This window comes from Paraburkholderia sp. BR10954, assembly GCF_040965775.1.
Taxonomy (GTDB): domain Bacteria; phylum Pseudomonadota; class Gammaproteobacteria; order Burkholderiales; family Burkholderiaceae; genus Paraburkholderia; species Paraburkholderia youngii.
On sequence record NZ_JBFRCK010000018.1, the window covers coordinates 135,621 to 161,386 of the forward strand.

At 61.6% G+C, this 25,766-nt stretch carries 24 protein-coding genes and 2 pseudogenes; 13 read left to right on the plus strand and 13 right to left on the minus strand.

Features of this window, described 5'->3' with window-relative positions; genetic code table 11:
- Nucleotides 1–48: 48 nt before the first annotated feature.
- From AB4Y34_RS23905 to AB4Y34_RS23930, 6 genes are all read left to right on the plus strand, one after another.
- Entirely contained in the window at nucleotides 49–681 is a 633-nt protein-coding gene (locus AB4Y34_RS23905) for a response regulator transcription factor (protein ID WP_176111192.1), read from the plus strand.
- 70 nt (nucleotides 682–751) lie between these two features.
- Nucleotides 752–946 carry a hypothetical protein gene (locus tag AB4Y34_RS23910; protein ID WP_176378207.1) on the plus strand — a complete coding sequence of 65 codons (195 nt, stop codon included), beginning with the start codon at nucleotides 752–754 and terminating at the stop codon, nucleotides 944–946.
- A gap of 346 nt (nucleotides 947–1,292) precedes the next feature.
- On the plus strand, nucleotides 1,293–1,820 hold the full coding sequence (locus tag AB4Y34_RS23915) for a phasin family protein (protein WP_368717402.1): 528 nt from the start codon (nucleotides 1,293–1,295) through the stop codon (nucleotides 1,818–1,820).
- A 107-nt stretch (nucleotides 1,821–1,927) separates the two neighbouring features.
- The gene (locus tag AB4Y34_RS23920; RefSeq protein ID WP_176111190.1) at nucleotides 1,928–2,125 is read left to right on the plus strand and encodes a hypothetical protein; all 198 of its coding nucleotides are present in this window, start codon (nucleotides 1,928–1,930) and stop codon (nucleotides 2,123–2,125) included.
- A gap of 122 nt (nucleotides 2,126–2,247) precedes the next feature.
- Entirely contained in the window at nucleotides 2,248–3,306 is a 1,059-nt protein-coding gene (locus AB4Y34_RS23925; RefSeq protein WP_368717403.1) for a lysylphosphatidylglycerol synthase domain-containing protein, read from the plus strand.
- Entirely contained in the window at nucleotides 3,303–4,526 is a 1,224-nt protein-coding gene (locus AB4Y34_RS23930; RefSeq protein ID WP_368717404.1) for a polysaccharide pyruvyl transferase family protein, read from the plus strand. The genes AB4Y34_RS23925 and AB4Y34_RS23930 overlap by 4 nt, the downstream gene beginning before the upstream one ends.
- 60 nt (nucleotides 4,527–4,586) lie before the next feature.
- On the opposite strand, the gene AB4Y34_RS23935 is transcribed toward AB4Y34_RS23930, so the two are convergent.
- The 4 genes from AB4Y34_RS23935 to AB4Y34_RS23950 all read right to left on the minus strand — a co-directional run bounded on the left by AB4Y34_RS23935 (nucleotide 4,587) and on the right by AB4Y34_RS23950 (nucleotide 7,275).
- Complete coding sequence (locus AB4Y34_RS23935; protein WP_176111187.1) at nucleotides 4,587–5,174, minus strand: YSC84-related protein; 588 nt, start codon at nucleotides 5,172–5,174, stop codon at nucleotides 4,587–4,589.
- A 327-nt stretch (nucleotides 5,175–5,501) separates the two neighbouring features.
- A complete protein-coding gene (locus AB4Y34_RS23940; protein WP_176378203.1) occupies nucleotides 5,502–6,218 on the minus strand; it encodes a transposase in 717 nt (238 codons plus the stop codon).
- Nucleotides 6,219–6,296: 78 nt separating this feature from the next.
- Nucleotides 6,297–6,473: a hypothetical protein gene (locus tag AB4Y34_RS23945; protein ID WP_176378202.1), complete on the minus strand. Its 177-nt coding sequence runs from the start codon at nucleotides 6,471–6,473 to the stop codon at nucleotides 6,297–6,299.
- A gap of 214 nt (nucleotides 6,474–6,687) precedes the next feature.
- Nucleotides 6,688–7,275 (minus strand): glutathione binding-like protein, encoded by a 588-nt coding sequence (locus AB4Y34_RS23950; protein ID WP_368717405.1) that lies wholly within the window; start codon nucleotides 7,273–7,275, stop codon nucleotides 6,688–6,690.
- A gap of 223 nt (nucleotides 7,276–7,498) precedes the next feature.
- Here AB4Y34_RS23950 and AB4Y34_RS23955 point away from each other — a divergent pair, with 223 nt between their 5' ends.
- Nucleotides 7,499–10,252, plus strand: a complete 2,754-nt coding sequence (locus tag AB4Y34_RS23955; RefSeq protein WP_368717406.1) for a UPF0182 family protein — start codon at nucleotides 7,499–7,501, stop codon at nucleotides 10,250–10,252.
- Nucleotides 10,253–10,294: 42 nt separating this feature from the next.
- Here the strand turns inward: AB4Y34_RS23955 and AB4Y34_RS23960 are convergent, their stop codons facing one another.
- On the minus strand, nucleotides 10,295–10,756 hold the full coding sequence (locus tag AB4Y34_RS23960) for a hypothetical protein (RefSeq protein ID WP_368717407.1): 462 nt from the start codon (nucleotides 10,754–10,756) through the stop codon (nucleotides 10,295–10,297).
- A gap of 77 nt (nucleotides 10,757–10,833) precedes the next feature.
- On the minus strand, nucleotides 10,834–11,256 hold the full coding sequence (locus tag AB4Y34_RS23965) for an ACT domain-containing protein (protein ID WP_176111182.1): 423 nt from the start codon (nucleotides 11,254–11,256) through the stop codon (nucleotides 10,834–10,836).
- Between the two features lie 164 nt (nucleotides 11,257–11,420).
- Between AB4Y34_RS23965 and AB4Y34_RS23970 the strand changes: the two genes are divergently transcribed.
- The 3 genes from AB4Y34_RS23970 to AB4Y34_RS23980 all read left to right on the plus strand — a co-directional run bounded on the left by AB4Y34_RS23970 (nucleotide 11,421) and on the right by AB4Y34_RS23980 (nucleotide 13,363).
- A complete protein-coding gene (locus AB4Y34_RS23970) occupies nucleotides 11,421–11,618 on the plus strand; it encodes a hypothetical protein (protein ID WP_176378198.1) in 198 nt (65 codons plus the stop codon).
- Between the two features lie 152 nt (nucleotides 11,619–11,770).
- A complete protein-coding gene (locus AB4Y34_RS23975; RefSeq protein ID WP_176378583.1) occupies nucleotides 11,771–12,676 on the plus strand; it encodes a S1C family serine protease in 906 nt (301 codons plus the stop codon).
- 18 nt (nucleotides 12,677–12,694) lie between these two features.
- A complete protein-coding gene (locus tag AB4Y34_RS23980) occupies nucleotides 12,695–13,363 on the plus strand; it encodes a DNA-binding response regulator (protein ID WP_368717408.1) in 669 nt (222 codons plus the stop codon).
- A 217-nt stretch (nucleotides 13,364–13,580) separates the two neighbouring features.
- On the opposite strand, the gene AB4Y34_RS23985 is transcribed toward AB4Y34_RS23980, so the two are convergent.
- A complete protein-coding gene (locus tag AB4Y34_RS23985) occupies nucleotides 13,581–14,483 on the minus strand; it encodes a LysR family transcriptional regulator (RefSeq protein WP_368717409.1) in 903 nt (300 codons plus the stop codon).
- A gap of 159 nt (nucleotides 14,484–14,642) precedes the next feature.
- Between AB4Y34_RS23985 and AB4Y34_RS23990 the strand changes: the two genes are divergently transcribed.
- A complete protein-coding gene (locus tag AB4Y34_RS23990; RefSeq protein WP_368717410.1) occupies nucleotides 14,643–16,214 on the plus strand; it encodes an MFS transporter in 1,572 nt (523 codons plus the stop codon).
- A 10-nt stretch (nucleotides 16,215–16,224) separates the two neighbouring features.
- On the opposite strand, the gene AB4Y34_RS23995 is transcribed toward AB4Y34_RS23990, so the two are convergent.
- Nucleotides 16,225–17,046 (minus strand): aldo/keto reductase, encoded by an 822-nt coding sequence (locus AB4Y34_RS23995; protein ID WP_368717411.1) that lies wholly within the window; start codon nucleotides 17,044–17,046, stop codon nucleotides 16,225–16,227.
- 119 nt (nucleotides 17,047–17,165) lie between these two features.
- On the opposite strand from AB4Y34_RS23995, the gene AB4Y34_RS24000 reads away from it, so the two are divergent.
- Both AB4Y34_RS24000 and AB4Y34_RS24005 read left to right on the plus strand, forming a co-directional pair.
- Nucleotides 17,166–18,143, plus strand: coding sequence for a LysR family transcriptional regulator (locus AB4Y34_RS24000; RefSeq protein WP_368717412.1), 978 nt, complete (start codon nucleotides 17,166–17,168; stop codon nucleotides 18,141–18,143).
- 87 nt (nucleotides 18,144–18,230) lie between these two features.
- On the plus strand, nucleotides 18,231–18,980 hold the full coding sequence (locus AB4Y34_RS24005; protein WP_176378192.1) for an S-adenosyl-l-methionine hydroxide adenosyltransferase family protein: 750 nt from the start codon (nucleotides 18,231–18,233) through the stop codon (nucleotides 18,978–18,980).
- 66 nt (nucleotides 18,981–19,046) lie between these two features.
- Here AB4Y34_RS24005 and AB4Y34_RS24010 read toward each other — a convergent pair whose 3' ends face one another.
- From AB4Y34_RS24010 to AB4Y34_RS24030, 5 genes and pseudogenes are all read right to left on the minus strand, one after another.
- Nucleotides 19,047–20,702 (minus strand): sialidase family protein, encoded by a 1,656-nt coding sequence (locus AB4Y34_RS24010; RefSeq protein ID WP_176378191.1) that lies wholly within the window; start codon nucleotides 20,700–20,702, stop codon nucleotides 19,047–19,049.
- A 421-nt stretch (nucleotides 20,703–21,123) separates the two neighbouring features.
- Nucleotides 21,124–21,858: an ABC transporter ATP-binding protein gene (locus AB4Y34_RS24015; RefSeq protein WP_176111174.1), complete on the minus strand. Its 735-nt coding sequence runs from the start codon at nucleotides 21,856–21,858 to the stop codon at nucleotides 21,124–21,126.
- Between the two features lie 54 nt (nucleotides 21,859–21,912).
- Nucleotides 21,913–23,847: an ATP-binding cassette domain-containing protein gene (locus AB4Y34_RS24020; protein ID WP_368717413.1), complete on the minus strand. Its 1,935-nt coding sequence runs from the start codon at nucleotides 23,845–23,847 to the stop codon at nucleotides 21,913–21,915.
- Between the two features lie 14 nt (nucleotides 23,848–23,861).
- Nucleotides 23,862–24,738, minus strand: a pseudogene (locus tag AB4Y34_RS24025) (branched-chain amino acid ABC transporter permease).
- 108 nt (nucleotides 24,739–24,846) lie between these two features.
- Nucleotides 24,847–25,641: pseudogene (locus AB4Y34_RS24030) on the minus strand (ABC transporter substrate-binding protein); the annotation flags it as partial.
- Between the last annotated feature and the right edge of the window lie 125 nt (nucleotides 25,642–25,766).

A 25,766-nucleotide genomic window follows, 5' to 3' on the forward strand; every position in this document is an offset into this window, starting at 1 on the left:
CAAGGCTTCACCAATCGGGCGCCTCACGCACGAGTTCGGATTCGGGACATGATCAAGATCCTCATCGCCGACGATCACGCGATCGTGCGCGGCGGCCTCAAGCAGATCATCGCAACTACCGCGGACATGATCGTGGTGGAGGAGGCTGGCCACGGCTCCGAGGTGATCGACAAACTTCGCAACTGTGACATCGACCTGCTGTTGCTCGACATGACGATGCCCGGCATCAGCGGCGTCGATCTGATCCGACGCGTGCGCTCGGACCGACCGGGATTGCCGCTGCTCGTGCTCAGCATTCACAACGAGGCGCAGGTGGCGTCGCGCGCACTGAGGGCAGGCGCGACCGGTTACGTGACCAAGGACAGCGATCCGGACGTATTGCTGGCGGCAATCCGTAAGCTCGCCGACGGCGGACGCTTCATCGACCCGAAACTGGTCGACGCGATGGTCTTTGAAAAGCATGCGGGAGACGTGCCGCCGCACGAAGTCCTGACGGATCGCGAGTTTCAGGTGCTACAGCTGATCGCCAGCGGCCGGAGCATCAATGACATCGCGGAAGCGTGCTCGCTCAGCGCCAAGACGATCAGCACCCACAAGATGCGGCTAATGCAAAAGCTGGGTCTTTCGAATAACGCGGAGGTGATCCGTTATGCGATCAGGCACGGCTTGATCAGCGAGTAGTCGAAGAAGCTGGACCAATGCTTTCGAACGAACCCGTCGCGCGGGTACACCTGGTGTGGGAGAACATCGCATGGAAGTGCTATCGGCGAGTGAAATCGAATTGCGCGCGTGGTTAAGCCGATGGTATGACCATGCCGTCGCAGCGGGCCTCGTCCGGCCGCCTTTTCTGCTCGACGATGCAAAGGCCACGCGCCTCGAGGCCTATTTCGCCGCGGGGTTGACGCCGGAGGAGGGTGCGCAACTGTTCTTCGGAACCGTGCATTGAGCCGCGCCGCTCCTTACGGTTCATCGACCGCAAACTCCCTCTCGAACCTCGATGCCAGGCGCAAGTATCTGGCACTCGCCTCGTCGCCCGTCGCTCGCAATTCCGGTTGACTCCCTCGCGTCTCGCCCGCTCATCATAGGCGCGCATTTCCCACATATCGGGGAAACTCCCTGGCTCTGGAAAATTGGAATCCGACTTAACAAAGTTAGAATGAGTGCTCTAAGACGGCTTCAGACCGTCTGCCCGACCGACGGCCCGGCGTGGGAACGACCTTCACGAATCGCAGTGGCAGCGATCACCGTGTCCGCGAGAACCTGAGAGATATCCCGTGAGCAGCCCAATACAGATGCCATTTGCCCTATCCGTTCCGACCGACGTGTCGCAACTGCCGAACCAGCTCGTCGCCGGCTTTTGCGCGCTGATGAGATTGAACGTCGACACGTGCAGGTCCGCGGTCACAGGTGCCGCGCTGCACTGGGAAAGCGTATGGCGCGCCCAGACGCCTGAACAGTTGATCAGACGCCAGGCCGATCTGATGCCTTGGCTCGTCCTGCAGTTCGCCGATTACACGCGCGGCTGGATGGATATCGCGTCGGAAACCATCACGCCGTGCTGCGCCGTTAGCAATCACGACGACGCGCATGAGCTCCACGAGGGCACCATGTCCGCTGAGCAGCCGGCATCCGCAACGGGCGTCGACCCGACGCTGAGCGAGGACATGGTGTCGCCGCAGGAGCAGCGGGACGGCGAGTCCGTCGCCGAAGCAGACGTAGGGGAAATGGTCCGCGCCATTCTCGAACGCGTTGCAAAGGCGACCCCTGACACGCCGGAACGCCGAAGTCCGCCTCGCGCACGCCGCTCGTCGACCCGATAGGCGACAAGCTTCCAAACATCCTGCCGGGTCCGGTTCTCGCGTGCTGCGGATGCAGCCGTGGCCGGATCTGGTCACCCGTCGTTCCTTCCCGCCGCGAGGTAAGCGACATGTTGAGCCCGCACGAAGTGGCCACGCTGCTGCTGTTGAAGGATGCGCCTGAACGAATCGATCTGGATCGGGCAGAGCTTGGCGCGCTGCGCGAACTGCAGTTGATCACGAATGAGCCAGCTGGCTCGGGCTTCCGGCTTCCTCACGTGACGCCGCGTGGCGACGCTGTGCTGCGTGCGTTCGCAAGGGTCCGTTGACTGATGCCAGACAGCAAATAACACAGCATTCTCCCGGCGCGGGGAACGAATTATGCGGCAGCTCGAAGCGAGGCTCGCGGTTCGATATCTGAAAACATCCGACAGAACGCTGCCACCAGCTTATGAAATATCTCGCCCGGGTTGCCGCACTTGCCGGCCTGGCGATCGCGGTCTGGCTCGTCTGGCACGTCGACGCGCAAAAGGTGCTCGGTTTGATGCGCGCGGCCGGCGCCGGGCTCGCGCTTGCAGGGATGGTCCATGTTCTGCCGATGCTCGCCAACGCGAGGAATTGGCAGATGCTGATGCGCGGCCCGCTCCGCCCGAATCTGTTCGCCGTACTGCGCCTCGTCTGGATTCGGGAGTCCGTGAACGGCATGCTGCCGGTCGCACGAGTGGGCGGCGAAGTCGTGACCTTTCGCATGATGCGCAAATGGGGCATGGAGCCGGCCCCCGCCATGGCGAGCCTCGTCGTCGATCTCCAGCTGACGCTGATCAGCGAAATGCTGTTCGCCATTGCGGCGATCGGCTATCTGATCGCCCATGCCGGCGCCACGGCGTTGCACCTCGCAGCCAGGCTCGGAGGCGGCATCGCCATTCTGGCGGTGCTGCTTCTGGCGTTTTCGTTCGTGCAGCGAGCGAGTCCGTTCGCCCGTCTGACGAAGCTGTTCAATCGCATAACCAGCGGCAAATTCCGCTCGCTCGTCGGCGAGTCGGTGCGCATCGATCAGTCGATTAGCGACCTCTGGCATCAGCCCGGTGTGATCGTCCGTTACCTGCTCGTCTGGCAATCACTCCAATGCATCGCGACCGCGCTCGAGCTGTGGCTCGCGCTCTATTTTCTGTCGGCCAAAGCAAGTTTCCTTCAGGCACTCGTGCTGCAGTCGCTGATCCAGGCGCTCAGCAGCGTCGCGTTCTTTGTGCCTGGCGCGCTCGGCGTTCAGGAAGGTGGATTTCTGCTGATCGGCACGGTGCTTGGTTTTCCTCCGCAGCTTTGCCTCGCGCTCGCGGGTGCGCGCCGTTTTCGTGACATCATCGTCTTTCTGCCTGGGCTGATTGCCTGGCAGGTGGAAGAATGGCGCGACAAGCGGCGGGCTCCGGCCAATGCGACGGCAGGTGGCGCCGCAGCGGAACCTGGTGAGCACCGGAGCCGCCCTTCGCAGAGGGTCGGTCGCAGATCATGATGCGAGACACTGGAAAGCATGATGCGGTAGTGCTGTTCGGCGCCTTCGATCGCCACAACCTGGGTGACCTGCTGTTCCCTCACGTCGTCGCAAAACTGCTTGCGTGCGAGCGCGTGATCTTCGCCGGGCTCGCGCAGCGCGACCTGCGCGTCTACGGTGGCCACGCTGTACAGGCGCTCGCGAAATTGGCTGCCGAACGCGGCAAGGATCGCGTGCATATCGTGCACGCAGGCGGCGAGATCCTGACGTGCGGCGACTGGGAGGCGGCGGTGATGCTGCTGCCGCGGGACGAGGCACAAAAGATCATCGCGCGACTGGATACACATCACGATGAGCGACGCTCGTGGGCACGAGCGCTGACGGGTCTCGATGCGCTTGCCCCTTACATGGCGTCTCGTGAGATGTTTCCCTTGGCGTCGAGCGTCATTTATCAAGCGGTTGGCGGCGTCGATGTCGAGCGGCTGGACCCCTGCATGCGAGCAGAAGTCCTGTCGAAGCTCACGCAAGCCGACGACGTCAGCGTGCGCGACGTCAGCACGCAGAGCGGGCTCGCCGCGGCGGGCATTCTCGCGCGGCTCGTGCCGGACCCGGCGGTGATGGTGGCCGAGCTGTTCGGCGCGACCATTCGCGCGCACAAGGAGCCGAGCGGCGTGACGAACTTGCAACGGACGTTTCCCGATGGATATGTCGCCGTGCAGTTCAGTGCGGACTTCGGCGACGATAGAACGCTCGGTGTGCTAGCGCGCGAGCTCGATCGCGTGTCGAACGAGAGCGGGCTTGGTATTGTGTTTTTTCGAGCGGGTGCCGCGCCTTGGCATGACGATATGGCGTGCTACGAACGGATTGCGGAGCGGATGAAGGTCTCACGTACGCAACTCTTCCGATCGCTGGAGATATGGGACATCTGCGCACTGATCGCGGATGCCACGGCCTATGCGGGAAGCAGCCTGCATGGACGGATCGTCGCGATGGCGTTCGGTGTGCCGCGGGTGAATTTCGTTCATCCGGCGCGCGCACATGACACGACGAAACAGTCCGCGTTTGCCGCGACGTGGGAGCCAGCGGCCGTGCCGGGCAGCGTCGGGATCGAGGCGCTTTCGGAAGCAATGCTCGATGCTCTGACGATCGACCGGGTGTTGCTGGGGCGGACGGCCGCATACCTCGCCGCTCGCTATCGGGAGGGGTTCGCACAGATGCAAGCTGCGATGCGTTGCGCGTGAAATGGGGGGCTTGCGCGACGAGCGCAAGACCCTGTCAGACAAACGCTGCAAGCAATGTCGTCAGATTTTCAGTCGAGAAACCTTGGTGCCGGCCAGCGACACGTCAGCCATCAGACCTGCATTCGTCAGCACGATCGCCTGGACGGGTTCGGTGGCCGTTGTCGTATCGATCGTGCCGTTCGCTCCGACCTTCACGAGCGCGACCGAACCTTCGCCACCGACCGACCATCCGTTGGATTTGCGAAAGCTGTCGAGCGCCTCTTGCGTCATGAACAGAAAGATCATGGCCTTCGACTGCGCGCCCGCCTGCAAGCCGAACGACCCGGATATCGTCTTGAAGTAGCCGACCGATTTCCCGTGCACCCGCAAAGCGCCTTCACCGTATTGGCCACCCGCGATGAAGCCGACCTTGAGCACGGACGGGAACACGAGTACGCCGTTCGCCTTGTCGACGAGTTCTCTTGAACCTTTGACCGTCTCGAACAGCCGCGACAGGGTCTCGTTGACCTTGGCATCGATGACCTGCCGCTTCGACGCGTTGGATTCGGCGGCAACGGCGTCACTCATCGTGACCGCGGACCCGCTCAGCGCCACCCCCGCGACTGCCAGAACCGCGGCACCTGTTTGTAAGAAGCTTCTTCTGCGCATGGCTGCCTCCATCGTGGTTCACGGTTTAACCCGTGATGCTGCAATGGTTGAAGGAATATATTCCACCGACACTTGCCAATTGCGTTGACTGCTGCGGGACCGACTGCCTCTTGCCTTGAAAAAATAAGCCGTGCATTCAGTCATCACCTGATCGTAGAAGATGACCTCCCAATTGTATGTAAGGGGCAGCACGGGTATTGCGTTGACATGCGTCGATACGCGCAATTTGCGAATCGGCAAAGGCGGGCTCATTGTCGACGAGTGCAGAAAGCCCACGGAAATGGCCGGACAGCAGAAAGACTGAATTCCGTTTCGTTTCTCCTTTGCTTAGCCCGCGTGTGCGAGCGCGCGTGTGGTGCGAACCGTGGACGGGCGGTCGCGCAGCAGTAGTGGCATCAAACGCCGATTGGCTGTCCGCGCCGCCCACTCGCAATACGCGGCGCTGCCGAGCACCCAGCCGTTGAGCGTCGACTGCATCAGGTTCTCGACCTCGCATTCGTCAAGCGGCCGTGCGCCCAGATCGCGGTAAGCCTGTTGGCGCTCCAACGGCGTATTGCCGAGCGCCCGGTACAGCGCGTGATCCTTGATGAAGCTATCCACACGCTGCCCGATGTGGTGCGCGCAGCTCGACCACTGGTAGTTTGCCGGGTCGGCAACAAGGCGGTTGCGCACCGGCGCCTGATCGATGACCTGGCTCGTGAGCAGGAAATACCGTTCGGGCTCGATTACCGTCGCCCGGTACCCGCCACGCCACACCGCACCGCGGCGTCCATGGCGGCGGTTGAAGGTCTCGACATAGCGACGGCACACTGCCTGCATCGCCATGGCCACGCTCGATTCGTATGAAGGCGTGACGAGGAACTGGACCGCGTCAGGCATGAGCACCCACGCGTGGACTGCCAGATCGGCGACGCGCGCGGCGTCTGCCAGACAGGCGAGGAAGTACAGGTAGTCTCCTTCGTCCAGAAATGCAGGGCCCACGATTCCCTGCAAGATCACGTGTTGCGGTTGTTCGGGGACGTAGTGCCGTGCGAGCCGTGTCATGCTGAATTAACTGGAAATCCGCTGTGGGAACGCGATCCCACAGATATCGCACGCGTGCGTAACGCGCTATAGAAAATTCTATCGATCATCCGCGCGCATTTGCATCGCGAAAAGGCCATTTTTCTGGCCTCTTTTCGCTGATTTGCCGCTCGCAGCCAGCGTTTTTATGCCACCGCTGAATTGCGGCGCCGCTTCATCCTGACGATCAGCTATCCGAGCTGATGCGGCGCGCGATAACGCGTTCAATGAGTTCATCGAACTGCTGACTGCGTTCGACGGCATTCTGCGCGTGCAGGCGGCAGCGGACTCGCGCTATTTCATCGCGAACTGCGTTGAATGCGTGCATGAGCGGTTGCGTTGAAAGCGAGGCTCGTCGTCGAGTGAATGGCGAGACGTGACGCGCGCGGCGAGGACCGGATGGTTTTCGTCGCGCCGCGTTTGCCTGGCGGGCGCGGCGGCGATCGGTGCTTCAAGATTCCAGTCCCTCGTGCTTCATCGCAAGCTGGACGGCCGGACGCGCGCGCATCCGTTCGGCAAAGGTTCGCAATTTCTCAGGCACTTCGATACCCACCTTTTGAGCCCAGAGCAGCATGGTGAACAAATATGCGTCCGCCACACTCGCTTCGCTGCCGAACAGGTAATCGCCCTTGAACATGGTGGCGATCAACTGAAAGCGTTGACCGAGCTTCTCACGCGCTGCCGTTGCTTCAGCATCCGAAGTGGGCTTGAAAACACGGCCGAACTGCTTGTGGATTTCTGTCGAAATGAACGCGAGCATCTCGAGCAGGCGCAGATTGCCGGGTTCGCTATTGGGCGCAAGGGCAGGCTTGCGCTGTGCGACCCACGAAAGAATCGCGATGTTCTCGGTAAGCCGCTGACCGTCATCCATCTCGAGGGTTGGGACGTAGCTCTTTGGATTGATCTGGTTGAACTGCTCCCCCGTTTCCGTCTCCTTCGACTTCAAATCGACGCGAACCCTGTCGAAAGTGAGGCCGGCCTCATGCATTGCGATATGGTCGGCGAGGCTGCAGGCACCTTGCGAATAGTAGAGCTTCATGGTAGGGGTCCCCTTTTCGTGAAATGAACTGAGCCGTTTCATTGCAGCAAAGGGTATGCCGCCGTCATAGCCACGGTCCCGCAGACTCGATAGCAGGTAGAAAGTAGGGTCACTAGTATTCTGACTGTGGCTCCTACAATAATTCAAGCTGTCTGACCCGGCCCATCCGAACCAGCATCACAACCGCAGCAGGGCATCGGCGACGGCCAGCACAGGAGGGACTATGCGGTCGGAAGTGAAGTCCGGCGTGCGTCTGAGACGTTATGCAATCACGGTGGCGGCCGTCGTCGTTGCCCTGATCGTCGTCGGACGCGTCACCGGCGTCCTCGTCGACTCGCTGTGGTTCTCTTCGGTCGGCTATGGTGGCGTTTTCTGGACCATCCTTTCGGCGCGGTTGCTGCTGTTTGCGACGGTGTTCGCAATCTCGGCGTGCGCGATCTGGCTGTCGGGGATGTTGGCGCATCGTTACGCGAGGCGTGTCGATGTCTTGCGAGCGCAAGCAGGCGATCCGTCGCATGCGAGCGAGGTTGCCGTCGAACTGTCCGAACTGATCGCGCCGCACGTTCCCTGGCGCGCCAGTATTGCCTGCGCCGCGGTCGTCCTGGGGCTGGTTATCGCCGCTAGCGAAGTTTCGAATTGGGACATCGCGCTTCGCTTCATTTATGAGGTGCCTGTTGGCGAGCGCGATCCGATTTTCGACAGGGATATCGGCTTTTATCTTTTCTCGCTCCCCGCGTATGTCGCTCTGAAGAACTGGCTGCTGCAGCTAGTGTTCTGGAGCGCGGTCGTGGCAGGTGCTGTGTACGCGTTGCGCGGCGACATTGCGCTGGAGCGGCCACCACGCACGCTGTCGGCCGCGGCCATCACTCATGGCTCGGCACTGCTCGGTTTGTTCTTTGCGGTGAAGGCATGGTCGTGGTGGCTCGACCGCTTCCTGCTGCTCTATGGCGACAACGGCGTCGTGGTCGGCGCCAGCTATACCGATGTCCACGTCGAGTTGCCGGTCCTGTGGATGCTTGTCGGCCTTGGAGCCGCCTCGTCGGTTGCTCTTTGGATCAACATGCGCCAGCGCAGCCATCTGCAGCCCGTCGTTCTCGCACTTCTCGTATTCGGCAGTTCGATTGTGTTCGCCGAAATCTATCCTTCGCTGTTTCAGCGCTTCTATGTCAAGCCGAGCGAGCTGAAACTGGAAACACCCTATATTGAGCATACGATCGCGCTAACGCGACAGGCGTACGGCCTTGCAAACATCGAGGTCAAGCCGTTCGAGGCCGAGCAGGGATTGACGCTCGACTCGCTGCAGGCCAATCGGGCGACCATCGACAACATCCGGCTTTGGGATGTGCCACCGCTGATGGACACTTACGCACAGCTGCAGGAGATCAGGACTTACTACAAATTTCTTTCGGTGGACATCGACCGCTATCAGCTCGATAGCGGATACAGGCAGGTGGTGCTGTCGGCGCGAGAACTGGAACCGGCGATGCTTCCGTCCAACGCCCAAACGTGGGTGAACCTGCACCTTATCTTTACTCACGGCATCGGCGTCGTGATGTCGCCAGTCACCGAGAAATCCACTGAAGGCTTACCGTCTTTCTATCTGCACGATATTCCGCCCGTCTCCAGCGGCGGGCCGGCGATTCGCGAACCACGTCTCTATTTCAGTGAAGGCCGGCAGGACTATGTGATCGTGAACGGCAATGTAGCTGAGTTCGACTATCCCCGCAGGCCGACCAATGCGTACACGAGGTATAGCGGGCGCGACGGCGTCGCGCTCGGCGGTGTGGGACGCCGCAGTCTCTTTGCCTGGCAGCTCGACGATCCGAACATTTTGCTGAGCGGCTATATCACTGACCAGAGCCGGATTCTGCTTCACCGCAACATTCAGGACCGCGTGCGTACGATCGCGCCGTTTCTGACTCTCGACCATGACCCCTACGTCGTCGCAAGCGATGGGCGGCTGTTCTGGATACAGGACGCCTACACCGTCAGCCAGTGGTTTCCTTACTCCCGGCCCGGTTTCGGCGACAACGCCAATTACATTCGAAACGCGGTCAAGGTCGTGATCGACGCGTATAACGGCACGGTCGACTTCTACGTCAGCGATCCCGCCGATCCGCTCCTGCGCACCTACGAGCGCATCTTCCCCGCTATGTTCAAGCCTTTGGACGCGATGCCAGCGGCGCAACGGCAGCATATCCGCTACCCCGAGGATCTGTTCCTGATCCAGGCGCAGCTCTACCGCGCGTATCACATGGATGCGCCGGAAGTGTTCTACAACCGCGAGGATCTGTGGCAGTTTCCTCAGGAGCTGGTCGGCATGGATGGCGGAAGCTCCGCCAGCACGATGCCGCCGTATTACACGATCATGCGACTCCCCGGCGACCCGCGCGCCGAGTTCATCCTGATGCTGCCGATGGTGCCGAGCCAGCGGGAGAACATGATTGCCTGGCTCGCGGCGCGCTGCGATCAGCCCGGGTACGGCAAGCTCATCGTGTATACCTTTCCGAAGGACAAGCTGGTGTACGGGCCGTTTCAGATCGAAGCGCGCATTCAGCAGAATACCGAGATCTCGCAGCAGATTTCGCTGTGGAACCAGATGGGCTCACGCGTCATTCGCGGTCATCTTGTAGTCGTGCCGATCGAGAACTCGATCCTCTACGTTTCTCCGCTCTATTTGCGCGCGGCCTCCGGTCAGTTGCCGGAGATGAAGAGAGTAATTGCCGCCTATGGCGACCGTGTGGTGATGGAGGACACGCTGGATCAAGCGTTGGCGGCGCTTTTCCAGGAGACCGCGCGAGCGGCATCGCCATCTCGGGGCACAGTGGATGCTCGCGCGCGAGAGGCACTTGCCCACTATGACCGCGCGATCGAGCGACTGAAGGCGGAAGACTGGAGCGGCTTCGGTGCGGAACTGAATGCGCTGCGGCCGTTGCTCGAGGCACTCGGTGCTGGCCGTTCCGATGATCACAAATGACCAGCGGGACAAGGAACGGGTCGTTGAAAGCCTGCGCGTCGATCAATGCGGTTCGCCGAGGCAAGCGTCGGCAACATCGACGATCGGCTCGCTGTCGGCGTGAGCTTCAGGAAACCGATCAACACACCTGATCTGAACGTAGGTCCACCAGGTTCCCGGTGGATCGTGACCTAGCCACATCACCGTGGCTGCGACCTTGGTTCGCAGCCCCCATTGCCGCCAGTCGGCGCCGGTTGGCGAGAAATTTCCGTGAATGTCCTTATAAAGGTTGCGGTCCAGGCCGTACCGCTTCAGATAGGGCGGGTTGATGCGTTCCTCGACTGTAGCCGGCTCGCCACGTCCGATGCCCACCTGCGCTATAGCCATGTCCCGGCGGAAATCGCTGACCGCACGGCCGACCACCAACAGCTCGAACAGCAATACCCCGCCAACGGCGATGCAAGTCGCAATAATGCAAAGCGAGAGCGCCCAAAGCACCCGCCTTGTGGTCGTCGGTGTCTTCATCCCTGCCGACCTCCCTACCGGCATTGGGATTCGCTGCCAGCAAGAGCCAAGCCGGTCCGCAGTGCGGTACGGGTACTTCAGGCCCTTTGTAGAAGGTCAATCGCCTTTTCGGCGTCGTCCAGCGAGTCGAGTGCGAGATAAGCGATGAATTGCGTGCCAAGCACAGCGGCCGAGACGCCGCGCAGATTGATCCCGCCATCCGCCAGCATCTGGCTCAATTGCGCGATGATGCCCAACTGGTCCAGACCCATTACACGGATGGAGTGAAGGCTCGGGGTGACGCTGAACCCCGCCTGGGTGGCGGCGCGGGTCGCACTGTCTCCCTGTAGCGGAGCGACGAACACGACTCCTTTACCCGATGCCTCTGGCGTGCGACGCGCCACGATGAACTGCAAGTCGGCACCAGCATCCCGCAAGACGCTTAAGACTTTCGCAAGACCTCCCGGTTTGTCGTCGATGGTAGCTGCCCAAACCTCGACACGTTCCACACTCAGTTCCATGGCCGTCCCTCCCCGGCTCGAACCTCATTAGAAAAATCTACTTCACGAACGGCATGCGGGCAAGGCCCGTTGGACCGCGCACCGGTCGGCGATCCGCGTCCAACTTGCTGCTGCCTGGCATCTGTATCAAGATCAAGTCGCCTCTTCACACACAGGCGACTCTGATGACAGACGATCCCGATGACGATCCCGACGCGCTCAAAGGCCCAGGCGGCATGAGCTTGAGGCAGATCCACGAACAGGTGCAGAAGTCCGTCCAGCGCGACCGCGAAGCGCAGACTGTGCGCCACGCGCCCGCTCCACCGCAAAGCCGCTGGCAGCGATGGGTGCGCTATGTATGGGGCCGTAGCGGGCGGCGTTAGCCGCAGGTTGAATAGGGCCGGCACTGCATCTACGCGGCTACCCATTTGGGTGGTGTGCGCGCCCTGTGGTTCTGTCATTGTGAATCCGTCGTCATAACGCAATGGGCAGGGGGCTTGAAATGGAAACCACATCCTCGAGCAGCAATCCTTTGATGGATCTCTCGGACAATCTGGCGGACGTCGTCGCGCGAGTGGGGCGGAGTGTCGTGGCGGTGCACGGCCGGCATCGCATGCCGTCGAGCGGCGTAATCTGGCGCCGTGGCGTCGTCGTGACCGCCGCACACACGCTCAGGCGCGAGGAAGGGATCGAAGTCACATTGACCGACGGCCGTACGGTCGCCGCGGTCCTCGCGGGTCTGGACCCGGGCTCCGACGTCGGCGTGCTGAAACTGGACGGCGTCGATCTCGACCCGATCGATTCTGGCGATGCCCACTCACTGAAGCCGGGTCATCTTGCGCTCGCCGTCGCCCGTGCGGATGATTCCGGCGTTAGCGCTGATTTTGGCGTGATCGGCGGCGTAGGGGGGGCCTGGCGCACGTGGAGAGGCGGACAACTCGATGCGTTCGTGCGGCTGGACGGCGGTCTGCGCCCCGGTTTCTCCGGTGCGGCCCTCGCGGATATGCGCGGGCAGGTCGTCGGCATCTGCACGTCGGCACTGATGCGCGGCGCCGGCATCGTGATTCCCGGGACGACCGTGGAGCGCGTCACCGATGAACTGTTGGCGAAAGGGCGCGTGTCGCGGGGCTACCTTGGTGTCGGCACGCAGCGTGTCGGCCTGCCGGACGCCTGGGTCAAGGAAATGAACCTGTCGTTCGGCAGTGGCTTGTTGATCAACTCGCTTGCGCCGGGCGGCCCTGCGGAGCAGGCGGGCGTGCTGATAGGCGATGTACTGATCGAACTGGACGGCAAGCCTTGCCGCGACATGGGCGACGTAAGTGCCGCGCTGGGCTCCGCAAGCGTTGGGCAGCAGTTGCAGATCGCCTTGATCCGAGGCGGCGAACGCCACGCGTGTTCGGTAACAGTGGGCGAACGGCCCCAACGGAATTCGTGCAGATGAGGTCCGGGAAGGGACGAAATGTCGGATGGACGGACGAGACAGACGGTGCCTTTGCGGGTCGCAGTGATTGCGGCATCGTGGCAGGAGCGCGCCAGCCTGCAAGCGCTTGTCGAGGCGAACCCCGCACTCGAGTTCCTGGGTAGCGCAGCCGATGCCGAAAAGCTCGTCGATTGCCTCGCCGGATCGGTGCCGGATGTGATCGTCGCCGACACCGCGCCGGAGGCAAGCGACGCGCTCAAGATTCCACTCGAACTCTCGCACGCGTTGCCGTCGCTCGTGCTGTTGAGCGACGACCCGGACAGCGACTGGATGCTCGATGCGTTGCCCACCGACGCGGTAGCCATCCTGCCGCGCAACGCGATGCCAGCCGAAATCGTCGTCTCCATCGAAGCCGTGGCCGCGGGCCTTTGCGTGCTGACGCCCGACATGCTCGCAAGGCTGCTCGCGGAAACGAGACCGTCGCGCCAGAAGGCACCCGGCGAAACGTTCGAAGCGTTGACGTTACGAGAGATCGAAGTGCTGGCGATGCTCGCCGACGGACTCGGCAACAAGGAGATCGCGCGGCAACTCGACATCTCCGACAACACGGTGAAATTCCACCTGTCGTCCATCTTCGGCAAACTCGGTGCGACCAACCGCACCGAGGCGGTGATGCTCGGCATGCGGCACGGATTCATCATGGTGTAGAAAAGCTCGTGCGCACACCGTAAAGACGGGTTACCCGCTCGCGGAGCTCATCGGTGAAGAACGCTTCGGCAGCGTCCTCCGATTCCCAAACGTAGAAGTTCGTGGCTTCACGCTTTGCGAAATTGAGCGTGAAAGCCTTTGAACGTGGCCCGGGCATTCCCTCGAACCTTGCAGGTGCGGTCTCGGCAATCGTCCCCACGGCTCGGCTTCACGCACCTCAACGAAGAATCATCGGTGGGATCTCCGCGACCAGTGCATCGATCGCGCAACGAGTCTTTGATGGAAGATATCGCGTGTTCGGCCACACCGCGTGGATGTCCTGTGGTCGCACGCCGCAACGCTCCCTCACCGCGACGAGTTCGCCCGTCATCACATATCGTGTCAGCAACCAGCATGGCAACTGCACGAGCCCCAGACCGGCGACACCGGCTCCGGCAATCGCCTGGATATCGTCGAGGCTCAGTTGCGGCTCGATCAGCAATTCCCGTTCAACCCCGTCCGTGTCGAGTACGCGCCATGGCGACATCACGCCGGCGCGCGAGTAAGCGATGCCCGCATGCTTCGCGAAATCGTCGATATCGACGGGCGTCCCATGCCGCGCAAGATACGCCGGGGCCGCTCCGATGCTGGTTTCCTGAACGCCGAGATGCCGTGCGGCGAGACTCGTGCTGTCGCGCAAAGCGCCGATGCGCACCGCAAGATCGATGTTTTCTTCAACGAGATCGACGGCCCGGTCTGTAAACGAGATGTCGATCCGTAGTTTGGGGTGCTTGCGTGCCAGTCCGAACAACACCGGGGCGACGCAATGGTGGCCGAATGCGAGCGGCGCGCTGACCCGCAGGCGCCCGCGTGGCTCGCTGTATCCGGTCTCCAGTTCGGCTTCGGCGGCGTCCAGCTCGGCAAGCGCGCGGACGCATCGATCGTAATAGCTGCGCCCAGCCTCCGTCAGTGTCTGGCTACGCGTCGTGCGCTGGAGCAGGCGTACGCCGAGGCGCGCCTCGAGCTTCGCAATCACTTTGCCGATGGCCGACCGCGTGAGGTGCATGCGCTCGGCCGCAACAGTAAAGCTACCGGCTTCGATCACCTTGACAAAGACCGCTACGCCATCGAGTTGATCCATCGAATTGGGTCCTTGTGGGAATAAGTTGTGGGAAAAAACTGCCTCAATAGGGACAATGGTTCCCGTTATAGTACATCGGACGTGATGCTGCTGGTCGATTAGCTCCCTCCGTGCACGCCGACGTGTACTCGCAAACGCACCTTTTCCCTGCGATATCTCATGACACTCGCCACCCCTTCCAAAAATGCCGTGGCGCTCGCCGCGGTATGCCTGACCTCGCTGATGTTCGGCCTCGAAATTTCCAGTGTGCCGACGGTGCTCTCCACCCTTGAAGGCGTGCTGCACGCAGATTTCAAGGAGATTCAATGGATCATGAACGCCTACACGCTCGCGTGCACCACCGTGCTGATGGGCACCGGCGCGCTGGCAGACCGTTTCGGACGCAAACGCATCTACGTGGCGAGCATCGTGATCTTCGGGATCACCTCGCTCATCTGCGGCCTCGCACAGAGTGCGTCCGTCCTGATCGTCGGCCGTTTTTTGCAAGGGATGGGCGGCGGAGCGATGCTGATCTGCCAGGTGGCGGTGCTGTCGCATCAGTTTCAGGAAGGGCGCGACCGCAGCAAAGCGTTTGGCGCGTGGGGAATCATCTTCGGCATCGGCCTCGGCTTTGGTCCGATCATCGGCGGCATGATCGTCGCAGTCGCCAACTGGCAGTGGGTGTTCCTCGTCCACGCGTTGATCTCGATCGTGGCGCTAGGTCTCGTCTACGCGGGTGTGCAGGAGTCCCGCGACCCGCATGCGCAACATCTGGACGTTGCTGGCATGCTCACGCTTTCCGCGTCGTGTTTCGGTCTCGTCTATTTGATTACGCAAGGTCCGGATCTCGGCCTGGACAGCCCCGCCGCGCTCGGCATCGTCGCGGCGACGGCGTCGGGTTTTATCGCGTTCATCCTCGTCGAGAAGCGTAGTCGTCGGCCGATGTTCGACTTTTCCGTGTTCCGCATCCGGCGGTTTTCAGGCGCGATATTCGGATCGATGGGCATGAACTTCAGCTACTGGCCGTTCATGATCTACCTGCCGATCTATTTTCAGGGCGCGCTCGGCTACTCGAACGTGAAGTCCGGACTGTCGCTGCTCGCCTATACGCTACCCACGCTCATCGTGCCGCCATTTGCCGAGCGGCTTGCGCTGCGCTTCGATGCACGCAGGGTCATTCCGCTCGGACTGTTCATCATCGGTCTAGGCTTCATCCTGATGAGGTGCGGAGCTGGCGTGGAGCAGGCCAGTTGGCTCACGATGCTGCCGGGGTGCCTGTTGAGCGGAATCGGGCTGGGGATGACCAACACGCCGGTCGCCAATACTGCGACCGGCTCGGTCTCGTCGAACCGCGCGGGCATGGCCTCGGGTATCGATATGAGCGCGAGGCTGATCAGCCTGGCCATCAATATCGCGCTGATGGGTTACATACTCTTCGAGGGTGTGCTTTCTTATCTTTCTCGCGCGCTTCCCGGCCCTTCCGAAACCTCGTCGCTGCGTTTTCTCGCGCAAAAGGTGGCAGCAGGCAATTTTGCGCATCTGACGCGGGACAGCGCGAAACTCGCAACCGCCGATCCGCATGGCGTGATCGCTCATGCGGCGCTCGTGCACGGCTTGGGTCTCGTGATGCTGTACGCCGTGATCTGTGTATGGGCTTTGGCGCTGCTCAGCGTCGTCGCGTTCGGACTGGGCACGTACGCGCATCGTCCGAACTCTGCGCTGGATGAGTGTGTCCGTCGCCCGAGCACGTAAGCCTGCTGAATCACGCGTCCCATTGGGGAGCGAAGGGGGGAACGACATAACGCTGATCCTTGCGAAGCGCTGCGATTGCATTGCGGTCATCGTCGTCGAGTCGAACAGCCAGTGCATTCAGATTTGCTTGCTGGCTTTCGCGCCGCTGCGCCTTGGGGATCGCAATAACGTCGTTCTGATCGAGCAGCCAGGCAATTGCAATCTGTGCGGCAGTCGCACCGTGCTTGCTGCCGATCCGCGCCAATGTCGCATCGCTTGCCGCACGTCCCTGAGCGAGCGGCGCATACGCGATCAACGGGATGTTTTTCGAGCGCAGATAGCCGAGCATCGCGGACTGATCCAGGAACGGGTGATATTCAAGTTGATGACAGGCGATCGGCGCGCCTATGTCCTCAACGGCCGCTTCGATCAACGGCATATTGAAATTGCACACGCCGATGCCGCGGGTAAGCCCCGCCTCCTTGAGCTGCATGAGCGTCTCCAAAGCAGCCGCAAGATTCATGTCGCGGGACGGCCAATGGATCATGTAGAGGTCGACGAAATCAAGTCGCAGCTTCTCGAGGCTCTTGGCAAATGCGCGGCGCAGGGCATTGGGTTCGAGGTTCTCGTGCCATACCTTGGTCGTCACGAATAGCTCGTCCCGCGCGATGCCCGAGCCGGCGATGGCGGCCCCCACCGATTCTTCGTTCTGGTACATCTCGGCGGTATCGATATGCCGATAGCCGACTTCCAGCGCGCTTTCTACCACCGGCTGACAGTCGTTGCCGGGCATGCGGAACGTACCGAAGCCCAGGCGTGGTATGGCGAGCTCTCCGCGTTTGATCGTTTCCATGCTGTTCCTCCGTGTTGATGAGGCGTCCAATGTCTCACGCGCCAATTGATGAATAAAGTATGGTTCAATCAAATTTGAAATGATTAAAATCACGAATCCATCAGTATTCGAGGCGCATCATGACCTTCGACGGTCGATTGTTCGCGGGGATAACGGTGCTTGCCGCTGTCGCCGAAAGCGGAAGTTTCGTTCGTGCCGCAGAGGCGCTCGGCGTGTCTCCGTCCGGCGTAAGCAGAGCGATAAGCCGGCTGGAACAGCAGATCGGCGTCCGCTTGCTCGACCGTACGACCCGATCGCAAACCTTGACCGACGAAGGAAGGCGTCTCTACGAGACTGTCAGCCCACATCTGGTCGGCATCGAGTGCGCGGCAAGTACAGCATCGGGTTCTGCCGGCGTGGTCCAAGGCAAGTTGCGCGTCAATGTGGACCCCTTCTTTTCTCGGACTGTCCTCGCGTCGAAGCTGCCCGGATTTCTGCGGCAGTTTCCAGAGCTTTCGGTGGAATTGATCATGCGCGATGACGTGGGCGATCTCGTTGCGGATGGCTTCGACCTTGCGATACGCTTCGGGCCGCCACCGGTTGGTACTCTGGTTGCTCGCAAGCTGCTGGAAGCGCGGATCATCACGGTTGCGTCTGCGGCTTACCTTGAAAGCAACGGCCGCCCCAATTGTCCTGATGACGTCGTCGATCACGAACGCATACTTTTCTACAATCCCTTATCGGGACGCCCCTTTGAATGGGAGTTCCAGCGGGGCAAGGAAGTCGTTAGCATCCCGATCTCCGGGCGGCTGCTGGTCTCCGATGTCGGCACGATGTTGAACGCTTGCGTAGCGGGCGCAGGAGTCGCCCAGGTCATGTCGATCGGCACGGAAACACTGATCGCACAGCACGAGCTCGTCGATCTGTTTCCGGACTGGCCGGATGAACGTTTCCCTCTATATGCGCTCTATCCGTCGCGGCGGCACCTGGCCGCAAAGGTGCAGGCGTTCATCGCGTTCTGCGTTGATGCCCAGATCACGCCAAATGATTCCGCGACCTCGGAGCAAGCAAAGCGGAGCCGATCTCCATCGAGGCGTTCGCGTTCCCGCTCGCGCTGATATGTGCGGAGAAGGCGAGGAGCGGGGATTTCAATATTTAACGAACGCTGACCGGCGAGGCGGCACAGGACCCAAGGAGGCTATGCGATGCTCGCTCTCTTTACCGATTTCGGGGCCGACGACATCTATGTCGGGCAGGTAAGGGTCGCTTTGCTGCGACACGCGGCAGCCGGCACCCCCATTATCGATGTGCTGCATACTGCCCCGAACTACGACCCGCGGGCAGGCGCGCATCTACTCGCGGCGCTAGCACGGTGGTATCCGCCGGATTGTGTGTTCCTTGCCGTGGTCGATCCCGGCGTGGGTAGCGAGCGGGATGCCGTCGTGCTGCAAGCCGACGGGCAGCGGTTCGTCGGGCCGGACAACGGGCTGCTCTCGGTCGTGGCGGCGCGCGCGGCACATACCCGGGCCTGGCGGATTACATGGCGTCCCGCCGCGCTTTCCGCCTCATTTCATGGTCGCGATCTGTTCGCCCCGATGGCGGCATGGGTGAGCCGCGGCGAGTTGCCTTCCGACAAGCTCGTTGAGAGGACAGGCTTAAGCGTGCAACTGGATGCGGGCGATTTCGCCCAGGTCATTTACGTCGATCACTACGGCAATGCGCTGACGGGACTGCGGGCTGGAACCGTGCCGAGGGCTGCACGGCTTGGCATCGGAGATGCCGATGTCGAATATGCGCGGGTCTTCTCCGATGTAACGGCCGGTCGAGCTTTCTGGTACGAGAACTCGATCGGGCTCGTCGAGATTGCCGTGAATCGCGGCAGCGCCGCGACGCAACTTGGCGTACGTGTCGGAGATGCGGTCCAGGTGAAGGAGGGCGGCGAATCGGTGACGTAGCGCGCCCTGTCAGAGTTGGAGCGTCGCGAATGGGCGGCGACCTTCTCCGTCGCCGCCCATTTGCGCTCACGGCAAGGTGATCTTGCGGGTGAATTCGTCCGTCACGTTGGGCCCCGTGGCTACGCCGAATACCGGGTAGACAGTTTTCGAACCACTAGCAGCCAGCCCCATGTAGTCGCCGAGGAAATGGCCGCCCGCCACGGGAGCGTTAAGGATGTTGAACGAGGTGTCGGTCAGCTTGCGTTCATTACTCCAATTCTTGGGATCGGTACACGCAGTCGCAGTCGAGCAGAACACTGCGAAATAGTCGGTTCCCTCGTAGCCGGCGGGTGTGTTCGTGTCGTTACGAAAGTCGTAGTAGGTCACCACGATCGTATTGCCGTCGCCCGACGAAACGACCGCCGGAATGAAGGCCTGCTGACGGCAGGGGTGGGCTTCGTTTGTCGGCGTCTGGTTGATCATCACCGGCGTTGACCAGGTAGCACCGCCATCTGTCGATTCGCTGAAGGCGATCGCGTCGACCGGAATCGATCCAGTGGGCGTGGTGCAGGTCGCGGACGAAAAGCGATCGTCCTGCCAGGTGAGATAGATCGCCCCCGAGACCGGGTTCACGGCGACACTGTAAAGAATGGAGGCATCGCGTATCGACTGGCCGCTGTCAGGTGAGACCACTCCGGCCACCTGAATGTCGTTGGTGAATGTCGGCGCCGACCAGCTTCCGCCTTTATCCGCAGACTTGATGTAGCCGATGCTCAGGCCCGACGGCGTGGCATTGATCGCCGTGAAGAAATCAAGCAGGGTTCCATCAGGCAACACGCGCACCATGTTGTCGATTGTCTGTGCGTTCGTCCCCGGCTGGTAAATCGGGGCGGCGGTGCTCCATGTCACGCCTTTGTCAGTGGATCGCGAGAAGAAGCTCGGGCCGGTGGAATTGAACTTGAATACGGGGGCGCCGCCCGCCGCGGATGCTGCACCGTTACGCAATTGCCGCGCGATCAGAACGCCATCGTTTTCCGCGAGCAACTGGGCGCCTTCCTTCGTTGGCGGGAACACGCTCAACTGGTCCCAAACCGCATAGACGTAGTTGTTCGCAGTCGGGTCCGCAGTGAGCGAGTTCTTGTCATTGAGCACGTGCGGCGAGCTGCTGCGGATCAGCGTAACAGGAGTCTGCCAGGTTGCGCCGTGGTCGCTGGAGCGGCTGACCAGCATTCCGCTATTGCGCGCGCCAAACGGCGTGGTCGGTTTCGCGGGGTCCAGCACCAGAGAGAAGAAGAAGGCCGTTCCGTCTTGCGCAAAGTCCACCCAGGGATCGGAAGCACGGCGGAATTTGCCGCCAGTGCAGTCAGTCACGCCGGACGGAATCGAGTTGGACCAGGTGCTGCCCGCATCGTTGGAGACGACGCCGACGAGCCCGCGTGAGCCGCCGTCGCTCCAGCGATCCTGCTGGTGGCCGACGAGCAGGCGAGCCGGGTCCGTCGGGTCCACCGCAACCCAGGGCTCGATCGAGGTGGCGGGAAACAGGACGCTGCCGAATGCCGACCCCTGCGCGTTCAGCTGGTCGGCAGTGCAACCGCTAAATGGGTCGCCCGCGGCTACCTGAACGAGCGATCCCAGCGTTTGCGCGTGCGCGCCTGTGGCGATCGAGCATGCGAGCGCGACGACGCCAGCACCTGCAATGCTCTGCAAAACAGACCGGGATAGGCAACTGAAATTCATTTTCATTCTGGGCCTCGCGAAAAAGGGGAAAACGCCTGTGAATTGCCGGCTTTCCATTGCCGGTGCCATCACTTCCGACCTTCCGATACATATGAAAACGTCTTTTCCCAGCGCAGAACGATGCATGCTGCCGTCCGCCGAAGACATGCAGCAATGCATGTATCTACCGAAACACACTAGGTCGCGGTGACAGAACTTGTGTGAATAAATCTTTGGATATGCCATTTCGTTACTGACATCCCCGGCATTGCTGGCATGGCATGATGATTGCGGCGATTCCACGATGACGGTCGAAGAATGTATCCGCTGCAGAAACGTGGCGTTTGAGATCGACGAACCAAAAAAACCCGCCTCTGAAAAGAGAGCGGGCGTGGATTAAAAGAAGCCACCTAGGGCGTTACAGACCCAGGGGATGCCCTGAGTTACGTCAATGACTCGTTCCCAGATAAGCGGCCTTCACTGACGGATCGTTGCGCAATTGCAGCGCCGGCCCATGCGCGGCGATCCGGCCGTTCTCCAATACGTAACCGTAATCCGCCACGTTGAGCGCCGCCGCGGCGAACTGCTCGACGAGCAGCATCGTCACGCCCTGGCCCTTCAGATTCTCGATGATGCGAAAGACCTCTTCGACGAGTATCGGTGCGAGCCCCATCGAAGGTTCGTCGAGCAGCACGAGTTCCGGATTCAGCATGATCGCGCGCGCCATCGCGAGCATCTGCTGCTCGCCCCCGGAGAGGGTGCCGGCCAGTTGATGGCGCCGCTCTTTGAGACGCGGAAAGAGTTCGATCGCGCGTTCGAGATCGGCGTTCACGTCGCCGCGCGGCCGCGCCCACGTGAGGCGTGGAAAGGCGCCGAGGATCAGGTTGTCGTGCACGCTCATCGTCGCGAACACGCGCCGTCCTTCCGGCGAATGCGCGAGCCCGAGACGCGCGATGCGATGCGAGTCGAGCGCATCGATCCGCTTTGCGCTCGCGCCCACGCCCATCGTGATTTCGCCGTCGCTCGCGCGGATCATGCCGGAGATCGCTCGCATCGTGGTGGTTTTCCCCGCGCCGTTCGAGCCGATCAGCGTGACGACCGAGCCCTTGGGCACGTCGATCGAAATGCCGTGCAGCACTTTCACCTTGCCATATCCTGCATGCAGATTCTTGACCGATAGCATGTGTGTTCCTGAGTGTTCCTGTGGATCTCGTGGGTCGAGGTAGGTGAGCCCGGCTCAGGCCGCTTGCCCCGCCGCCTCGCCGCCGAGATAAGCCTCGATGACTTTTTCGTTCGACTGGATGTCGGCCGGCTTGCCTTCCGCGATCTTCTGCCCGAAGTCGAGCACCGACACGCGATCACAGACGCTCATCACGACGTCCATGTGATGTTCGATCAGCACGACGGTGATGCCGTGAGCGCGCACCTTGCGGATGATTGCGACCAGCTCCTTGATGTCGGGCGCGGTCAGGCCGGCCGCCGGTTCGTCGAGCAGCAGCAGTTGCGGATCGAGCGCGAGCGCCCGCGCGATTTCCAGCAGCCGTTGCTTGCCGTAGGGCAGGTTGCGCGCTTCTTCGCCGGCGGCATGTTCAAGCCCGACAAAGCGCAGCATGCCCAACGCGCGCTCACGGGCGGCGCGCTCCTCGCGCCGGTACCGCGGGGACATCAGTCCGACGTCCGCGATATGTGCGCGAAACGTGTGATGCAAGCCGACCAGCACGTTTTCGAGCGCGCTCATCTCGCCGAACAGTTGCACGTTCTGGAAGGTGCGTGCGATGCCCGCCAACGCGATCTGCGACGAAGTCTTGCCCGCGAGCGACATGCCGCGATACTCGATCGAGCCCGCGGTCGGCACATAGATGCCGGTCAACACGTTCATCATCGTGCTCTTGCCGGAGCCATTCGGGCCGATCAGCCCGTGAACCGTGCCACGCCGCACGCTCAGGTCGACCTGGTTGAGCGCCTTGAGCCCGCTGAACTGCATCAGGATGCCGCGTAGTTGCAGGATTTCTTCCGTGTCGCCCGCGTGCACGGCGGCGACCGCGTCGGCGCCGATCGTCGCGGGTTGATGGGCGTCGACGGTGCTCGCGCGCACCACGCCGCCCATCATGCTCTTGCGCACGAATCCGATCACGCCGTCCTGCAGGTAGTACACGACGAGCAGGATCATCAGGCCAAAGATGCTCAGCCGCCAGTCGGCGAGCGTGTCGATGCAGTACGAAAACGCGGCGAGCCCCACCGTACCGAATACCGGAATCGCCACCTTGCGTGGCGTCGACACCTTGCGCGCGAGTGCTATGCCTGCGCCGATCACTACCGCGGCTGCCAGCACCGATGCGACGACGCGGAACATATCGATGTCATCGAGCAGCTTGGGTAGGAGCACGATGATCGCCGAGCCGAGCACCGCGCCGGTGCGCGTCTTGCGCCCGCCCATGATGATCGCGAGCAGGAACAGGATGGTCAGCTCGAAGTTGTAGGTATTCGGTGAGATGTACTGCTCCGAATACGAGTAGAGGCAGCCGGCCAGACCGGCGAAGCCCGCGCTTATCACGAACGCGTAGACCTTGTAGCGGTACACCGATACGCCCATACAGTCCGACGCGATCGGACTGTCTCGCAGGGCTTCGAAGGCCCGGCCCAGATGCGACTTGAGCACCCGGTGCACGACGATCAGCGACGCCACCAGCAGGACCGCGACGAGCCAGTAGTACTCGACTTCGTTCATCGGCCGCGCACCGAGCGACGGCTTCGGAATCTTGACGCCCATCGGCCCGTTGGTGAGAAAATCCATCTCGTTGATGAGAATCTGAAGGATCGTGCCGAACGCGAGCGTCACCATCGCGAGGTAGGGGCCGGACACGCGCAGTGCGGGCAGCGCGAGAATCGCGCCGAAGCCGGCCGTGACGAGAATCGCGAGCGGCGCGGTCACGAAAATCGGCAAGCCGAGCTTCATGAACAGCACGCCCGCCGTGTAGGCGCCAACCCCGAACAGCCCCGCATGCCCGAGCGAAACCTGGCCGGTGTAGCCGACCACGATGTCGAGACCGAACAACAGGATCGCGTAGATCATGATGGTCTCGACCAGATGGATGTAGTACGGATTGCCCGACAGCACCGGGAACACCGCAAGCGCGATCAGCACAAGTGCCGTCGCAACGAGTTTCTTCATATTCACGGCGGCCCTCACACTTTCTTGATCGAAGTCTTGCCGAACAGCCCGGCGGGTTTCATCGCGAGCACGATGAGCAGCAGGACCAGCCCCGGCACATCCTTATAGCCGGTGGAGAGATAGAAGCCGGTAGTGGTCTCGGCGATGCCGAGAATCACGCCGCCGACAAGAATGCCCAAACCGCTGGTGAGACCGCCGATGATCGCCACTGCGAACGCCTTGAGGCCGAGCACTGCGCCCATCGTCGCGCCGGTCAGCGTGAGCGGAGCGATCAGCACGCCGGCGAACGCGGCGGTCAGCGACGAGAGGGCATACGAAAACGTGATCACGAGGCCGGTGTTGATGCCCATCAGCGCGGCGGCGTCGCGGTCGTTCGCGGTGGCCACGACGGCCTTGCCGAAGATCGTCTTGCGGTTGAAGAACTCGACGGCCAGCATCATCGCGATGCGCGCCGCCGACCACCAGAAGTTCCATTGGCAGAACGTTGGCGCCGAACACCTTGAGCGGCGCTTCCGGCAGCGGCGACGGGAAGCGCAGATCGTCGCGGCCCCAGACGTTTTCCGCGACGTTCTTGAAGATGATGCCCAGCGCGATCGTCGACATGATCCAGCCGAATTCGGATTTGATCCTGATCGCGGGCCGCACCCCGATCCGTTCGACGAACGCGCCTTGCAACAGACCGAACGCGCAGACGAGCGGGATCATCAGCCAATAGTTGACGCCGAGCGAAACCAGCGTGAGGCCGACTAGCGCGCCGAGCATCAGCGCGTCGCCCTGGCCGAAGTTCAGCGTGCCGGAGGTCGCGAATGTGAGTTGGTAGCCGAATGCGATCACGGCGTAGATCATGCCGAGTGCGATCCCGCTATAGATGAGCTGTAAAAGAATGGTCATCGTCGAGCGCCTTAGAGTTCACCATCTATAAAACAAAGCCGCCCCCGCTGGCGGGCGGGTGCGGCTTTGGAGCATGCTGCCGCGCTGGATTTGGGCTTGTATCCGCGCTTAGTTCGTCGACGCCTGCTTGCTGCGCAACTGGCTGCCGTCCTTGCGATCAGCGTCATACGCATAGATCACGCGGCCTCCCTTGACCTCGCCAACCACCGGCACGTTCGGGCTGATCGCCTCGTGGTCGTCGTGAGTGAACGGCTTGTCGTACACCATCACGACGCCTTCCACCTTGCTGTTGAGGTTTTCGAGCGCGGCGCGCACCTTCGAACCATCGGTCGAACCTGCCTGGGTCATCGCCGCGGCCAGCAGATAGACCGAGTCGTAACCTTGGGCAGCGGACACCGCCGATTCGATGCGGTTGTTCTTCGGCTTGAACTCCTTGAGGTACGCGTCGATGAACGCCTTGCGCTTGGGCGTGTTCGCTTCCTGAATGAACGTCTGCGGCATACGCGCGCCTTCGCCGTTGGTGCTCGCGTTGTCGATGTAGTTCGCCATCGACAGGGTCCAGCTGCCGACCAGCGGCACTTTCCAGCCGAGCTTGGCCATGCCGTTGGCGATCTGCGCGAGTTCCGGCCCAATGCCGTAGGTCAATACCGCTTCAGCGCCGGCCTCCTTGGCCTTGAGCAGCTGCGCGGTCATGTCGACGTCCTTGATATTGAATTTTTCTACCGCAACTGGCTTCACGCCTTTAGTGGCCAGCGCCTTTTCGAGGTCTTCGCGGCCGAGCTGACCGTAATTGGTCGAGTCCGCGAGAATCGCGACCTTCTTGAAGCCGCGTTTGGTGATCGCTTCTTCAACGATCATCGGCGCCTGAATGCGGTCGGCGGCGGCGTTGCGGAACACGTAGTTAGTCGAACCTGAACAATCCGGAGAGCCTTTTGCAGCAAGGGTTTGAAGCGGAAAGTTGTTGATGCATTTGCAGGAACCTGGCAGATTATGGGTAGTTTCCTGCAAATTCTGTCGAGGTCTGGATG

Excerpts from the sequence above, each read along its gene's own strand:
- AB4Y34_RS23985 (WP_368717409.1), bottom strand. The coding sequence starts at position 14,483 with ATGGATCAACTCGATGGCGTAGCGGTCTTTGTCAAGGTGATCGAAGCC.
- AB4Y34_RS23950 (WP_368717405.1), bottom strand. The coding sequence starts at position 7,275 with ATGAAGCTCTACTATTCGCAAGGTGCCTGCAGCCTCGCCGACCATATC.
- AB4Y34_RS23965 (WP_176111182.1), bottom strand. The coding sequence starts at position 11,256 with ATGGAACTGAGTGTGGAACGTGTCGAGGTTTGGGCAGCTACCATCGAC.
- AB4Y34_RS23945 (WP_176378202.1), bottom strand. The coding sequence starts at position 6,473 with ATGAACTCATTGAACGCGTTATCGCGCGCCGCATCAGCTCGGATAGCT.
- AB4Y34_RS23980 (WP_368717408.1), top strand. The coding sequence starts at position 12,695 with ATGTCGGATGGACGGACGAGACAGACGGTGCCTTTGCGGGTCGCAGTG.
- AB4Y34_RS23970 (WP_176378198.1), top strand. The coding sequence starts at position 11,421 with ATGACAGACGATCCCGATGACGATCCCGACGCGCTCAAAGGCCCAGGC.
- AB4Y34_RS23990 (WP_368717410.1), top strand. The coding sequence starts at position 14,643 with ATGACACTCGCCACCCCTTCCAAAAATGCCGTGGCGCTCGCCGCGGTA.
- AB4Y34_RS23915 (WP_368717402.1), top strand. The coding sequence starts at position 1,293 with ATGCCATTTGCCCTATCCGTTCCGACCGACGTGTCGCAACTGCCGAAC.
- AB4Y34_RS24015 (WP_176111174.1), bottom strand. The coding sequence starts at position 21,858 with ATGCTATCGGTCAAGAATCTGCATGCAGGATATGGCAAGGTGAAAGTG.
- AB4Y34_RS24000 (WP_368717412.1), top strand. The coding sequence starts at position 17,166 with ATGACCTTCGACGGTCGATTGTTCGCGGGGATAACGGTGCTTGCCGCT.
- AB4Y34_RS24005 (WP_176378192.1), top strand. The coding sequence starts at position 18,231 with ATGCTCGCTCTCTTTACCGATTTCGGGGCCGACGACATCTATGTCGGG.
- AB4Y34_RS23955 (WP_368717406.1), top strand. The coding sequence starts at position 7,499 with ATGCGGTCGGAAGTGAAGTCCGGCGTGCGTCTGAGACGTTATGCAATC.
- AB4Y34_RS23905 (WP_176111192.1), top strand. The coding sequence starts at position 49 with ATGATCAAGATCCTCATCGCCGACGATCACGCGATCGTGCGCGGCGGC.
- AB4Y34_RS23960 (WP_368717407.1), bottom strand. The coding sequence starts at position 10,756 with ATGAAGACACCGACGACCACAAGGCGGGTGCTTTGGGCGCTCTCGCTT.
- AB4Y34_RS23925 (WP_368717403.1), top strand. The coding sequence starts at position 2,248 with ATGAAATATCTCGCCCGGGTTGCCGCACTTGCCGGCCTGGCGATCGCG.
- AB4Y34_RS23910 (WP_176378207.1), top strand. The coding sequence starts at position 752 with ATGGAAGTGCTATCGGCGAGTGAAATCGAATTGCGCGCGTGGTTAAGC.
- AB4Y34_RS23920 (WP_176111190.1), top strand. The coding sequence starts at position 1,928 with ATGTTGAGCCCGCACGAAGTGGCCACGCTGCTGCTGTTGAAGGATGCG.
- AB4Y34_RS24020 (WP_368717413.1), bottom strand. The coding sequence starts at position 23,847 with ATGAAGAAACTCGTTGCGACGGCACTTGTGCTGATCGCGCTTGCGGTG.
- AB4Y34_RS23930 (WP_368717404.1), top strand. The coding sequence starts at position 3,303 with ATGATGCGAGACACTGGAAAGCATGATGCGGTAGTGCTGTTCGGCGCC.
- AB4Y34_RS23940 (WP_176378203.1), bottom strand. The coding sequence starts at position 6,218 with ATGACACGGCTCGCACGGCACTACGTCCCCGAACAACCGCAACACGTG.
- AB4Y34_RS23935 (WP_176111187.1), bottom strand. The coding sequence starts at position 5,174 with ATGCGCAGAAGAAGCTTCTTACAAACAGGTGCCGCGGTTCTGGCAGTC.
- AB4Y34_RS23995 (WP_368717411.1), bottom strand. The coding sequence starts at position 17,046 with ATGGAAACGATCAAACGCGGAGAGCTCGCCATACCACGCCTGGGCTTC.
- AB4Y34_RS23975 (WP_176378583.1), top strand. The coding sequence starts at position 11,771 with ATGGATCTCTCGGACAATCTGGCGGACGTCGTCGCGCGAGTGGGGCGG.
- AB4Y34_RS24010 (WP_176378191.1), bottom strand. The coding sequence starts at position 20,702 with ATGAAAATGAATTTCAGTTGCCTATCCCGGTCTGTTTTGCAGAGCATT.